At 36.2% G+C, this 13,540-nt stretch carries 13 protein-coding genes; 8 read left to right on the top strand and 5 right to left on the bottom strand.

Translation table 11 applies throughout. The features are described from left to right. Positions 1-95: 95 nt before the first annotated feature. On the top strand, positions 96-521 hold the full coding sequence (locus J7J00_RS15835; RefSeq protein WP_214792056.1) for a VOC family protein: 426 nt from the start codon (positions 96-98) through the stop codon (positions 519-521). A 622-nt stretch (positions 522-1,143) separates the two neighbouring features. Continuing rightward, a complete protein-coding gene (locus J7J00_RS15830) occupies positions 1,144-1,923 on the top strand; it encodes a hypothetical protein (protein WP_214792054.1) in 780 nt (259 codons plus the stop codon). A gap of 197 nt (positions 1,924-2,120) precedes the next feature. Here J7J00_RS15830 and J7J00_RS15825 read toward each other — a convergent pair whose 3' ends face one another. The 4 genes from J7J00_RS15825 to J7J00_RS15810 all read right to left on the bottom strand — a co-directional run bounded on the left by J7J00_RS15825 (position 2,121) and on the right by J7J00_RS15810 (position 6,595). Continuing rightward, positions 2,121-2,765, bottom strand: coding sequence for a 2OG-Fe(II) oxygenase (locus J7J00_RS15825; protein ID WP_214792052.1), 645 nt, complete (start codon positions 2,763-2,765; stop codon positions 2,121-2,123). A 915-nt stretch (positions 2,766-3,680) separates the two neighbouring features. Next, positions 3,681-4,469 carry a HipA family kinase gene (locus J7J00_RS15820; protein ID WP_214792050.1) on the bottom strand — a complete coding sequence of 263 codons (789 nt, stop codon included), beginning with the start codon at positions 4,467-4,469 and terminating at the stop codon, positions 3,681-3,683. A 564-nt stretch (positions 4,470-5,033) separates the two neighbouring features. Further along, positions 5,034-6,134, bottom strand: coding sequence for a glycosyltransferase (locus J7J00_RS15815; protein ID WP_309487180.1), 1,101 nt, complete (start codon positions 6,132-6,134; stop codon positions 5,034-5,036). After that, a complete protein-coding gene (locus J7J00_RS15810; RefSeq protein ID WP_214792048.1) occupies positions 6,131-6,595 on the bottom strand; it encodes an NUDIX hydrolase in 465 nt (154 codons plus the stop codon). The genes J7J00_RS15815 and J7J00_RS15810 overlap by 4 nt, the downstream gene beginning before the upstream one ends. A 325-nt stretch (positions 6,596-6,920) precedes the next feature. On the opposite strand from J7J00_RS15810, the gene J7J00_RS15805 reads away from it, so the two are divergent. Continuing rightward, entirely contained in the window at positions 6,921-7,517 is a 597-nt protein-coding gene (locus tag J7J00_RS15805) for a serine/threonine protein kinase (protein WP_214792046.1), read from the top strand. Positions 7,518-7,874: 357 nt separating this feature from the next. On the opposite strand, the gene J7J00_RS15800 is transcribed toward J7J00_RS15805, so the two are convergent. Continuing rightward, positions 7,875-8,054 (bottom strand): site-specific integrase, encoded by a 180-nt coding sequence (locus J7J00_RS15800; RefSeq protein WP_214792044.1) that lies wholly within the window; start codon positions 8,052-8,054, stop codon positions 7,875-7,877. A gap of 609 nt (positions 8,055-8,663) precedes the next feature. Here J7J00_RS15800 and J7J00_RS29045 point away from each other — a divergent pair. The 5 genes from J7J00_RS29045 to J7J00_RS15785 all read left to right on the top strand — a co-directional run bounded on the left by J7J00_RS29045 (position 8,664) and on the right by J7J00_RS15785 (position 13,222). Next, the gene (locus J7J00_RS29045) at positions 8,664-8,801 is read left to right on the top strand and encodes an alpha-helical endospore appendage domain-containing protein (protein ID WP_483861519.1); all 138 of its coding nucleotides are present in this window, start codon (positions 8,664-8,666) and stop codon (positions 8,799-8,801) included. A gap of 367 nt (positions 8,802-9,168) precedes the next feature. After that, a complete protein-coding gene (locus J7J00_RS15795; protein ID WP_214792042.1) occupies positions 9,169-9,684 on the top strand; it encodes a hypothetical protein in 516 nt (171 codons plus the stop codon). Between the two features lie 921 nt (positions 9,685-10,605). Continuing rightward, positions 10,606-10,731, top strand: coding sequence for a hypothetical protein (locus tag J7J00_RS28145; protein WP_286201391.1), 126 nt, complete (start codon positions 10,606-10,608; stop codon positions 10,729-10,731). Between the two features lie 264 nt (positions 10,732-10,995). Further along, positions 10,996-11,901 (top strand): UTP--glucose-1-phosphate uridylyltransferase GalU, encoded by a 906-nt coding sequence (gene galU, locus J7J00_RS15790; protein ID WP_214792040.1) that lies wholly within the window; start codon positions 10,996-10,998, stop codon positions 11,899-11,901. Between the two features lies 1 nt (position 11,902). Then, positions 11,903-13,222 carry a UDP-glucose dehydrogenase family protein gene (locus J7J00_RS15785; RefSeq protein ID WP_214792321.1) on the top strand — a complete coding sequence of 440 codons (1,320 nt, stop codon included), beginning with the start codon at positions 11,903-11,905 and terminating at the stop codon, positions 13,220-13,222. Positions 13,223-13,540: the final 318 nt, after the last annotated feature.

Below are 13,540 nucleotides of genomic sequence, written 5' to 3'. Positions count from 1 at the left end.
ATGGTATAGTGGTTATTGCCACTGACCAGCTCAAAAGGAAGCTTGGAAATTTCTCAAGCTTTGTAAAAAATCAAAGCAAAAGGAGCTATTTAATTATGACAATGCGATTATCTCCATATTTAATGATGAACGGAAATGCAAAGGAAGCGATCCAATTTTACGAAAAAGCATTGGATGCAAAAGTCGTTTTTAATCAAACTTTTGGAGAAATGCCAGAAAACCCAGAATTTCCTCTGCCAGAAGAAGCAAAGAATCTTGTGGCACACGCAATGTTAAAGGTTGGGGAAACGGACCTCATGTTTTCCGATACGTTTCCAGGTCGAACCAGTCAATCTGGAGATCAAGTCACAATCTGTATTTCAATTAATGATATTGAAAAATCAAAACGAATCTTTGAAACTTTGTCGCAAGGTGGAGAAGTGAAAATGCCGCTGCAGGAAGCTTTTTTCAGCCCTGCTTATGGGATTGTATCAGACAAATTCGGCGTAACCTTTCAAGTTTATACAGAGGGTCAACAATAATTTTCTCTAGATAAATAATATCAACATGGAAATAGCGGCTGTTTTAGTGTCTTTTAGTTGCAACTTAAATCGTAATTGATGAATAAATAAATCCCAATTTCTCATTTATATCACTGAGAGATTGGGATTTTTAATATTGGAATTTCCTTAACGTTGTAAATCCACTTATTGCTTGCGGTACTCCTTATGGGATTATTGGTATGATTCTTATCTCTTTTCATATGCAGCCAAAAATCATCCCGCACGGTAGATAGCATGTAAGATAACATCATGTTTATGTATAATGTAGTGTTCGTTCTCACTATCCAATGATCCAGGATTCAATCTGAGTGTATATATTGCTCATAATAACTGTACTCCACCATTGATATCATGACTTTAGTAGTTACCGATAATTTATTTCTGGTTTCACACTTTTAATTTTGATACCTAATCGTTATCTCTCTGTGATATTCGTCATATATTTTTCATCTATTTGTTCTTTGTTTAGAAAATGGCTATGCTATTATTTAAAACATTGACATACAAATTAGTCGCATTCGTTGAAAAATAGATTCCTTTTAATAGGCTATTATCATTCGAGTAACATTACATTGCGTAATAAGGGGAAAGGGGGAACAATGTGAACACAGATCAAGCTTTCAACCTGTTAAAGGATGCGGGAGAAACAGAAAGTAGCAGTATACAAACTGTAAGACGCTGGCTTCGTGAAGGTAAGATTAAATATGAGGGAGGAAACAAGAATAGAAAAACCGGTTACATAATGGATGGCACAGATCAAGCATTTGAAATGTTAAAAGATGCAGGAGTAACAGAAAGTAATAGTGTACAAACTGTTAGTCGCTGGCTTCGCGAAGGTAAGATTAAATACTCTGGAAACGGAAAGAGAGACAATGGTTACATAAGCGAGGGCTCAGCTTCAAAGCTGGCTATAAATGATATCATAGATCAAAATAAGGACGAAATCATACACCGATTAAAATTAAAAATACAAGCTCAAGATAAGCATATAGAAGGTATTGAAGAACTTCATGAGACTGCAAAAAGAATATTGATGCAGCAGAGGGATATGTTCAAAAAGGAAGTTGCCATACTAAAGAATGAGAAGAGTGAATTACAAAATGAAACAAAGGATTTATTAAAAGAAAATATTGAATTACGTAATGAATTGATAATATTAAAAGAAAACATCAGAAACAATTACAATATTGACTCCACTATTCAATCAAATGATTATAGTGAAAAATTAGGGCTTTCTAAAACGGCGAGCAATAAAGAAGTATTAGCAGAATATAAAGGGTTATTAAAAATAACTCATCCAGACCATAATGGCAACGCGAAGGTATTTCATTATATTAAGACCGATTACAATAATTTTAGAAAAAGTACTAAGGGTAAATGAATGGTGTACTCAGGAATATTGGAGTTCAAAGAGACCAACCAGTGTAAATTTAGACTATTGATCATTCTTTTTTTGATTTCATCGTTTGGCCATTTTTAATAAACAGAATCCTAATGAACAAATAGGTGCCTAATAAACAAAGGCACCTAAAATTGAGGTTTTTAAAGTCAATCGTTTACACATTATCAAGCTGCAGACTATTTTTGTCTCCTCATCCATTGTGTTGCAACCCATTTTTCACCAGTGATAACGGGTGCTCCAGCGTGTAGAGTTAGTTCGTTTAGATTTTTGTCGTTATAGAAGTATTCGAAATACACAGCCATTCCCTTTCGCGGGGACACTGAAAAATTCAGTTTAGGAAAAAAAGTTTCTCCCCCATGCTCCACATCATTTAAGTACATGATGATTGTGCTAATTCTATTGTTTTTTGCTGCTTTACTTGAGGATGTAAAAAAATCATAATGAGCTTTATACTCTTGCCCAGGAGTATATTTAAGAATTTGAATACCATCTCCATGTTCAATGGGTATATTCATGATTGTTGAAATCCTTTTTTCAATTTTGGTAATGATGTCATATTCATTTTCTTGAAAAAACATACTACTGCTCGTTCTTATCTCATTTACTTCGTGTTTAACTCCAATTTTGGAACGATTCATTCTGTCTTTTGACAATTCAATAAGTCCGTCACATTCTTCGTCACTCAAAACATTCCCTAATATTACAATTAGTGGTTCATCTATTCTAGCAATTACATTAATTTCTCGGTCTTCCGTTTTGATTTTATTTCCAATATGATTAAAAATAGTTTGTTCTTTACTTATTTTATTTTCCACCGTCAACTTTCATCGACTCCTAATAGAATGAATTTTCCGAACAATTAGATTAAATTACTACTGTAAGCGTTTTACTATGTTAATTATACCATGAACCTTGTTATATAACTGTTACATAGTTCTTGCTAACAGTGCTCCGATTATGAGGTGGACCAGTAAAAATTACTGGTGATCTTGCGATTGACTATGACAAACTCTAATCTTTTACATAAAATATAGTAAGCTCACAATATGCACAAGTCACTTTATAAAGATATTCATGTGAGTATTTTCACCAAAATTCATACGTGAATTTATTTTCTTCTGTTCAAAAAAAGAAACATATTTTCTTTTGTAATAAGCTGCTCAAGAAACTTAGAGAAATGAAAAAAGGAAATGGATGATAGGAAATGTGAAGGAAGTGAACGAAAGCGGAGGACTTTCAATCTATCAGTGTTACTAAAGGGATTAAAAAGGTAGATGTAATAAAAAATCCGTACTTCGTTTCCGCTGAATGGTAAGGGGTCGCAAGGGGCCGTTTTAAAAATTTCTTCAGACAAATGTGTGAAAATTTGAGCAAAACAAGAATGTGCCATTAAAGAGGGGGGGAATTGCAAAAGGGTCTTCCACTATTCCACGGGTTTATGAGGTGGGGCAAAACTATAAAGTTTACCAGAATGGATGCCTATTTGCGCCACATTATTGTGTAACTAAAGATGAGGAATTAAAAGTAATTGATCATTATAGCTCCTATACAAGGAATCGAAACAGGCCAGATTCGATATTCAAAGTTTTAAAAAAGTTGGGTCTATTACCATTGTCCTTGGAAGAGTTAAAAGAAATAGATCCCGAATCCTATATGGAATGGAAAGATTTATAGATAAAAAAGTAACTCCTTTAAAGCTAATAAGGAGTTACTTTTTTCTGGGGAAAAAACCAGCGTTATCTTGGATTGCTATGATGCTGGATGATACGATCAACGATATCTGGCAATTTGATTTTCTGTTCTAAAAGAAACTTGTAGAGAGCATCTCTATCCTTCGTACTCACATTCCACTCTTTTGGGAGTGATTCAATCACTTGATAGATCGATTTGTTCGGCAATTTCACTATTTTTTCAATATACGATGTAAGCTCTGTGTGATCATCGAGAAGAGAGAAGGCCCATTTATAAAAAGGCCAATGGTAGTTATATACCGGTGTTTCTTTCAGCGTTTGAGCTGACCATTGGTAACGTCCCGGAAAAACTCTGCCATGATCAATCATATGGACATAATAGCCACCATCACTGAGATTTTCCAAAATGACATTCATCGTACCTCGATCAGAGTTATTTACCCATTGGTCGAATACCGTTATACCGGCTAGCATATCCCGGTTTTTAACATCCGTCTTAGTGGGAGGATTCTCTCTAACATTTTCGAAAACTGTACTGTTTTTAATATAAACACAGCCATATTGGTATCCAGAACTATAGTTGTATATAGTGGATTGTAATTCAGGAGTTTTCTTGATAAATTCTTCCGGTATATATACAAGATCAAATGGGATAACGGGAAGTGAAAGGAGCTCTGCCAATTTGCCGATCAGGTATTCATTGACCACTTCTTTTTCTCTTTCTTTCTTAGTATCGAACCACTTCACGACATATTCTTTACCATCGCTGAAAAGAATGACATGTGCGGTTCCGCCCCTTAATGTTTGTACATATCGAACTGGATATTTTGCCATATCACTTTATCTCCTTTAAAAATATTTGTCTAGCTCTATTTCTTTTTTACCTTGTCTTTTTTATTAACCATATTGCTCTTGCGTTGTTCGATGAAATTGGTTATAAGATTCGGTAAATGACCTTTTGTTCTAAAAGAAATTTATACAGCGCTTACTTTACTCTTTCGGGAACCCGCCCTCTACAGGGATAGTTTGGGTAACTTCATAGTTGATTCGTTTGGAAGGGGTACAATTTTTTTAGCATAGAGAAGCCCCAACGGTTAGTTTTTTGGTAAGGGATATCGTATTTCATATTCTGGGTAAGCGTTTTTTCAGACCAATGATATCCAACCAAACATGTTCCATGATCAATCAAATGGACAAAATAGCACCTTCCTGTACTACAATGAAAATTGCTTATTGTCCGATCTCGTGTATGGGTATTTTGAACTAAATTTGTATTTTTTGGAATGTGATTTAGGAGTACTTTTATGAATTATCTGGGATATATACTAGTCCGAGGGGGACAAAAGGAGGAAGAAACATCGCTATTCACTGAGCACATAATCATTTACTTTGACTATGTCAATTAACTCCGTTATTTTTTTCCATTAAGCTGTATAGCCTTTGTTGTTCGATGATTTGTTTTTTTAAATCAAAATTATCATCAATAACCTGTCTTGCACTTCTGGTATATCTCTTCCATACTCTTGGATGACTCAGGAAATATTTTATACCTTGAGCCAATTTTATATCATCTTTCTCAGGAACAAGGTATCCTGTTTTTTTATGCTCAATCAATTCCGGGATCCCTCCATGAAAGGTGGAGATGACTGGTAAACCGCTTGCCATGGCTTCTTTTAATGCATTTGGGATTCCTTCTACATCGCCATCTTCGCCCGTTTCACTGGCAAGGCAAAAGAGATGGGAATCTTTTAATTCCTTGGAAATTTGGTTAGAATCCATTGGCCCCCTAAGAAAAACGTGTTCGTTTAATTGGTTTTCATCAATGAAAACTCTTAGTTTCTCTTCATCTTTGCCTGTCCCAATGATGTGCAGTGTCGTTCTTGGGTATTCTTGATGAATCCGTTGAAAAGCCTTTAAAAGCGTAAAAAATCCTTTTTTCTCGACAAGCCTGGCTACAGACAAGATTCGGATTTCACCTTCTTTAGGTAGGGAACGTTGGACATATGGGTATAAATCTAAATCTAGACCGCCATATAATACATGTATTTTATCTTCTTTAAATCCTAATTTTTTTAATTCATCTGCAAGAAAATGGCAAACAGCAAAACAACCTGCTCCATGTTTTACTAAACTTTGATATCGGAGGACATTTTTGCGAAATCTATTATATGTTTGAGTGGATGAATCACGTCCCCGAAAATGCACAATCAAAGGAATATCATATTCTAAAGCTGTTGGAAGAATATCGATGGAATGTTTCCCTTGATGAGCGTGAATCGCCACGACATTTTGCTCCTTAAGGAAGGCTCCAAGGTCTTGAATTTCGTTCAAATTAAAATAATGTTCAAACTGATATTGAACATTGTCGCTATTTGGGTAAGGTCCTATAACAATAGGCCGATATTGATCCAACATAATGATCTGATTGTACATAAATCCTTGATTTATTTTAACAGGTTCTCTAATGTAAAAAGCGATTGTCTTCACTACTTCAATCACTTCCTTCCCTCTGAAATCAAATTTTCGATAAAACTTTGAAATATTTGTCGATCTCGTTCAGTTAATTCTTTCGGAAAGGAGGCCCATTTAAAAAATTGAACCTTTTGTATCTCTATATCATCAGGTTTTAAATCTCCGCTGAGTATGTCTTCGGTCACGTAAGCAATGTTGACTGAAAAGTATTGATCACCATAAGGCAGCTTCGTAAAATAGTCCTTCCCTGAAAAAACGCCAATTAATTGAAGGTTACCGATGTTAATTCCCGTCTCCTCCAAAATTTCACGCCTGCATGCCTCTTCCGCAGATTCTCCTAATTCGATAAAGCCGCCCGGCAATTTCCATATTTTATCGGATTGCACCATCAGAAAACGGCTGTTCTGATCGATAACCAAAACGGTAACCCCAGTAAGTATCAAAGCTCTGGTCCCAACGAGATCACGTAAATCTTCAATGTATCCCATCTCAAGTCTCCTTTCTGATCATTGATCATTTTCTTTCTGGTTATTCCTCTTTTTTATTAAATGCAAAATGGAAAGGACTTGAAACGGACAAGTACATATATTTGTATGTTTTTTGTGAAGTTTTTAATTGTACGTATATGAGCATAAGCACTGAAGAAATGCTGGGAAAAGCTTTCCTTTAGGACCTTTTCATCATTAAGAACCCTGTAAAAGAGGGTATGACTTAATTTTGTGAAAAAGTGTGTTATTAACCTAAAGCAACTAATCGATGATTTCATATTATAGGTTATGGTTATTAAAAAGAAGAAAAGAGGTGCAAGATTAGATGGATGATTTTAAATCAATAAAGGTTGAGAGAATAGAAAAGAACGGTAAAAAGGGACTTATTATTCATAATCCAACCAGATTAAAATTAATTGGGGAAGGAAGTCAAGGTGCAGTTTTTCAGCTTGATGAAGATCTTTGCGTAAAAATTTATGTCAATCCCAATGCAGCAACTAAAGAGGGGAAAGCACTTGAAGCAGCGAAGGAAACTCATATTGTTCCGAGGTTATATGAAGTCGGACCAAACTATGTCATTATGGAGTATTTAAAAGGTCCCAATCTAAAAGATTATTTGAAAGGAAAGCAAGATATACCCGAATCGTTTACAGAACAAATCATAATGATTCGAAAGGAACTAAAGAGAGTTGGATTTAGTAGAATCAAGACCTCAATCGGACATTTTGTTGTAACAAAGGGAAATGTGCTGAAAGCAATCGATCATTCAGATGGCCTCACAATGAATGACCCATATAATCCGAAGATGTTTCGTGATCTAAAGAAATTGGGGTTATTGGATTCATTCCTGGAACAAGCAAAGAAAATCGATCCTGAATCATATGAAGAATGGCAGAAAAATATCGATTTTAATGCGATATAGGAAACCTATCCGATAGTAGGTCAATATGGGGGAATTGGCTTCCGCAAAGGCTCTAACCGGTGCAAGTATGGCATACGTCAAAAAAATTTATGATGTATTCCTCACAAAACCAATTATGTTGTACAGGCAGGAAAAGCTAAAAGAATAAAGTCGATTCTTTAACGTAAAGGAGTTCGACTTTTTAGGATGAATTCTCTTAGACTATAAAATTCGCGAAATGCGCAGTATGCTTTGTTACTCCCGTTCGTAATGTACACGTTCGGGAACGGAGGCGCTTTTCCTGAACACCCATTGTTAACGTTCGTAAAAGTACGAACGTTTTGAGTACGGCATTTATATTTTTTAAAAATGAAAACGCTAAAATGTCTTTAGTACATTGCTTGTTTCTTCTTCGGTAATACCTATGTAGTGTAGAGTGATAAATGGATGGGAATGATGCAAGATCGGTTGCAGCATGGCAATATCCTTATAGGCTTTGTAAAACCAATAGCCTAACGTTTTTCCGAAAGGTATGGTTGCCGACATGTTCCGCGCCAATGAACTCTGCGGTCTAATTAACTGCTGGCAGCCTGAGCAGGATAAAATGGGGTGTCCCTTTCTTAAATGGGAATAAGTTAGGACTCTAGACGTGTTGCATATAATCATAGACCTCCTGGAAGCAATTCGCGATATTCATGTCGCGAATTTTTTCCGTTTTGCCTTCTTTGTTCCGGCGAATTTTATTTTTTTGCTATAAGGTCTGGAATCTATAGTGTGGCAAGTCAAAAAAGGTCCCCAACCCGTAGCCAAGTCTCATATACTGTAACGAACGTAAAAAACGGCAGTTTTAAGGACGAATTACAATATTCGTAAAATTATATTTTTATAAACGGATAACGATTTTTTCTTTTATAAAGTGTTTTTTTTAAATTTTTTTGCAAGGTGGTATAAGTTTAACGTCCATACATGACAAACGCTCAGTCATTCAAAGGTGTGTTGAATACCTATAAAAAGAATGGTGATAGTTGTTTATCTATTTAAGATCTCTGTCCAGGGAAATAACAAAGTACTCATGTATGGATTCCTAAATAAAAAGAGAGCTCATTTTTTCCAAACACCCCTAATATTACACCAACCGTTTTCCCATTAAAGGCTGTACCGTTCTTTTTGGCTTCCATTACCCTTGAAGAATTAGACCTCGCTCCCAGCAACAATGCTGAGGCAGAGAAGCTTCAATTTGTTTTAAGGACACACCAACTAATAACTTCTTTGATTACGGTGGATCAATTGTTGTCCCTTCATTGACTTTCACGGCAACTACTAATACAGTTCCAAGTTGTCCGAGTAGCACTGTGAAAATAACGTGCCAAGGAATACCGACACCCCTGGTATGTTAGGTGCTCCTCCTGCGTACACCATCAATGTGGACGATACAAATTAAAAGAACATTGCTGTAATTATATCGGAAACGGCAACACATACATGTCGACAACAACACTAGGAAATGGCGAAATAGCTATCACCGATTGTCCGTAAACTGGTTCTGCAACAAAAGAATTTCTAGAAACATAAAGGTGAATATGATGTCAATTGAGGAAACGATTTTACTTTACACAATATGAAATTCAAGTATGCTTCCATAACAATAAATAGTGAAAAAGGTGGGAACCTAATGGGTGAAAATGATCGAAAAGATAAATACAAGGAAGACGAAATGAAGAAATTTAAGAAGGGTCAGAAAGATGATAAAAAGCATGAAGACTTTAACCGTATATTTGAAAAAATTCAAGTCCAACTCCAACTCCAAGAACAACAACAGAAGGAATTTCAGATTCAGCTTCAGAATCATTTAATTAAACAACAAGATGAGACTTTAAATAAAATCCTACACGAAATAACGAAGATTTTACAACCACTAGAAAATATTCAAGCCCGACTCCAACTCCAAGAACAACAACAGAAGGAACTTCAGATTCAACTTCAGAATCAGTTAATTAAACAACAAGATCAAACTTCAAATAAAATCTTACATGAAATAACGAAGATTTCACAACCACAACCCCTCCAGTTAAAATCGCCTTTTAGCATAATCGATACACTTGATTTAGATTTAGATGAAAAGGCGGAGATTGCAATGTTTATAGCAAATAGCAGTAGTAATAATAAAAATGAAGATGAAACTGAATAAAGAAGAAGAGGCTGAAATGGCCCCTTCTTTTTTATTTGAAAACTAGTATAGTCGCCACCCAATACTACTGTAAAAAGGTACGGTTTCTTTACGTATCTTTCATGGTTCTCTGTTCATGAAAGTACACACGTTCGGGAACGGAGGCGTTTTCGCCTGAACAGCCATTTTTAACGTTCGTAAAAGTACGACCTAGTTTTAAGAACTTACATTAACTTTTACGAACGTGTTGAATGCGTCATTTTTTAATGAAAACGCTAATGTTTTTAGTGTATTGTTTGTTTCTTCTTCAGTAACACCTTCCTATGTAGCGTATGGTGACAGAAGGTTGGAAATGATGCCAGGATCTATCGCGTGGTTAGTCGGAGCAAGGTCCCCGGCACGGAGGCCCGGTTTCACAGTATTGCCCAATCCTGTTCGACAAATGTACATCCCTAATTATTTGAGTTTCTTCAAAAGGGTAAGGAAACCAACTTCAAATATATCGAAGTAGTTGGTGTAGGGAGTTTTCCTGCAGAATTCGAAACCTTTGCGTCGAGGGCGCCCATGGGACCAGCCGATGGTTGTAAATGGTGCGGATTGATTCATTGTAAAAGTATCCAATATGCCAAGTTTTGCTCTTCATTTACGGAGAAAGTAGTAGTGTTGCCTTAACCCCTACTAAGATGATAAGAGTTGTTGATTTAGGTTAATAAACTTGCCTAAACTATATCCATTTCAACATATATCGCACTCATAGTTATCACGCCTGAAAACCATTTAATTAATAATGGAAGGGGAGGAGAATAAACCTCCCTTTTTATGGTTTTCTTAAATATTAGATTAAGAACTTAATAGTAAAACTCCCCCCTCAAAATCATGAATACAGTCCATCATATATTTTGATATAAAGGGGAACGGAAGGTATTAAAACCCCTTATAAATTTGGCACTAAAAAAGGGACTTGCGATCCCAATTATATTAATTAATGAAATTGTTGCCCTCATTTCTGACAGCTGGAGTTTTTCAAAGAAAGAAAAAAAGGAAATCGTTCGCCTGCAATGCCGCTAAAAAAGCTCACAGTGTTTTATCCAAATCGTATTTTCGACCCTTACACCAAAACCATGATAACTCCATTGCATAAAAAGTGTAATGGAGTTTTTAATTTGGCACTAACTGTCAGGTTACGACGCCCGTCCACATTCAGTTTGGGATTCTTGCATGTATAGCCTACTGGTCCCCGTTAAATAAAAAAGAACTAATTGGGCTACTAACTAGACCGGAAGTTGTCCTAATGCATATAAAGGATTAATGAATGACAAAGGGAGGCAGCTTATGAAAATCCGAAAAGCCATTATTCCGGCCGCAGGCCTTGGGACCCGATTTTTGCCTGCAACAAAAGCACAGGCTAAGGAAATGCTGCCGATTGTTGATAAACCAACGATTCAATATATTGTTGAAGAAGCAGTAGCTTCGGGTATAGAGGAAATTATTATCATAATCGGTAGAGGAAAAAGATCAATAGAGGATCATTTTGATAAATCCTATGAGTTGGAAGATGCACTTTTAAGAAAAAATCAGCTAGATATTTTAGAGGAAGTTCAGAAAATATCTAGTTTGGCAAATATCTATTATGTCCGCCAAAAGGAACCGATGGGGCTAGGACATGCAATTCTCTGTGCTAAAAGCTTCATTGGAAATGAACCTTTTGCTGTTTTGTTAGGGGATGACATCGTTATGTCTAAAACACCCTGTCTGAAACAAATCATCAGTGTTTTTGAGTATTGCAACAGTTCCGTCGTAGCTGTTCAGAATGTACCGGAAAATGATGTCAGTAAATATGGAATTATTAAGCCAAAAGGGACAATGATTGAGCCTAACCTTTTTCATATCGATTCTTTGGTGGAAAAACCGAAAAGGGAAGAGGCTCCTTCAAGATATGCGATAATGGGGCGTTATGTTTTTAGACCTGAGATTTTTGAAACACTATCAAAGCTTCCCGTTGGACATGGTAATGAATTACAACTTACTGATGCCATAAATGAGCTAAATAAGCAACAGGCCGTATTAGCATATAACTTTGAGGGAAACCGATATGATATTGGTGATAAAGTTGGATTCATTAAAGCAACAATCGACTTTGCTTTACGCAGGGATGATATAAGAGATGAGGTACTTTCCTATTTAACGGATGTAAATAAGAAAGAAAACCTTCAGATTATAAAGAGAGAGCTTGAATAATATGAAAATAGCCGTTTTGGGTACAGGTTACGTCGGGCTTTCCACTGGTGTTTGTTTGTCCGAAATAGGGCATAGTGTCATTTGTATCGATACAGATGAACAGAAAATTAAAAGTTTACGTCAAGGGGTTTCTCCAATATATGAACCGGGTCTGGAGAATTTGCTTGCTCAAAATGCCGCAGCGGGCAGACTGCTGTTTACAACATCTCATCGAGAGGCGCTAAATGGTGCCGAGATTATCATCATTGCCGTAGGTACACCGCAAATGGAGGATGGGGGAGCAGATTTATCGTATATCGTGCAAGCCGCGAAGGATATCGCTGCGAACCTAGTGCAGAGTTCAGTAGTCGTTATAAAGAGTACTGTGCCAGTTGGTACGAATGATTTTATTAAAAAAATTATGGAAGAACTTTGTAACGATAAGGTCACCTTTAATATGGTTTCAAATCCTGAATTTTTAAGACAAGGATCAGCCGTTATGGATACGATGAAAGCAGATAGAATCATCATCGGTTCTGAAAATGATGAGGCGGCTAAGAAAGTCCAAGAAATGTATCGTCCTTTAAATGTACCATTTATACTAACAAGTATTAGGAGTGCTGAAATGATTAAGTATGCTTCTAATGCCTTTTTGGCGACTAAGATTAGCTTTATCAATGAAGTTGCCAATTTATGCGGAGCAGTAGGTGCAGATGTTAAAGATGTAGCAAAGGGAATGGGAAAAGATAAAAGGATTGGAGAATCTTTTTTACAGCCTGGTATTGGTTATGGAGGATCTTGTTTTCCAAAGGATGTTAAAGCGTTGCTTCATACTGCCAAGTTAAATGGAGTACATTTTTCCCTGTTAAAAGAAACAATAGCGATTAATGATTTTCAACAGGAAATCCTTGTAACGAAAGCGATAAATCGCTTGGGGGATTTAAAAGGGAAAAAGGTTGCAATGCTTGGTCTTGCTTTCAAGCCAGAGACAGACGATATGAGGGAAGCTCCATCCATCAAAATTGCGCGTTCATTAACCAAACTTGGGGCAGAAGTGGTAGCTTATGATCCGGTGGCAATAGAAAATGCGAAGAAGATATTAGGGGATACAATTAGATTTGCCAGCTCAGTCAGCGAAGCGACATTGGATGCGGATGCTGTATTTATTGTTACCGAATGGAATGAGTTTAGACAATTAGACCTGGAGAAATTGATGAATACAATGAGACACCCGATTGTTTTTGATGGCAGAAATTGTCTTGAAGAAGATCGAATCAGAGCGTGCAAGAAAATTGAATATTACCCAATAGGAAGACCAGCAATTGTTATTGGTATGACATAAAGTGAAAACATTTTCTAACACTTCATTAACCCGAACATGATTCTTAAAAGACATATTTTAGGTTCAAACTGGCAATGCAGCACCTTTGATAGTTCTTGGGTGCTTTTTTATATTTCTTTAAATGGAAGAAATATTTTCATCGATCCATTGTTTGCAAATGATCTTGTGTAATGGCACTTACTTCAATCCACCCTTTGTATTAGGCAAACGCACACTCTCTGCCATTTAGCTTTACTGTATGTTATTAGTCCATGCGTACCTAAAGAGTCCTGCATAATATACTTGAAAAGGTCCAGGGAATTTGCTTACTATGCATGA

Source organism: Bacillus sp. ISL-4 (assembly GCF_018613275.1).
In the GTDB taxonomy this organism is placed as follows: domain Bacteria; phylum Bacillota; class Bacilli; order Bacillales; family DSM-1321; genus Peribacillus; species Peribacillus simplex_E.
This window is presented reverse-complemented; position numbering and strand designations above follow the sequence as displayed.

Excerpts from the sequence above, each read along its gene's own strand:
- J7J00_RS15835 (WP_214792056.1), top strand. The coding sequence starts at position 96 with ATGACAATGCGATTATCTCCATATTTAATGATGAACGGAAATGCAAAG.
- J7J00_RS15820 (WP_214792050.1), bottom strand. The coding sequence starts at position 4,469 with ATGGCAAAATATCCAGTTCGATATGTACAAACATTAAGGGGCGGAACC.
- J7J00_RS15810 (WP_214792048.1), bottom strand. The coding sequence starts at position 6,595 with ATGGGATACATTGAAGATTTACGTGATCTCGTTGGGACCAGAGCTTTG.
- J7J00_RS15805 (WP_214792046.1), top strand. The coding sequence starts at position 6,921 with ATGGATGATTTTAAATCAATAAAGGTTGAGAGAATAGAAAAGAACGGT.
- J7J00_RS15795 (WP_214792042.1), top strand. The coding sequence starts at position 9,169 with ATGGGTGAAAATGATCGAAAAGATAAATACAAGGAAGACGAAATGAAG.
- galU (WP_214792040.1), top strand. The coding sequence starts at position 10,996 with ATGAAAATCCGAAAAGCCATTATTCCGGCCGCAGGCCTTGGGACCCGA.
- J7J00_RS15785 (WP_214792321.1), top strand. The coding sequence starts at position 11,903 with ATGAAAATAGCCGTTTTGGGTACAGGTTACGTCGGGCTTTCCACTGGT.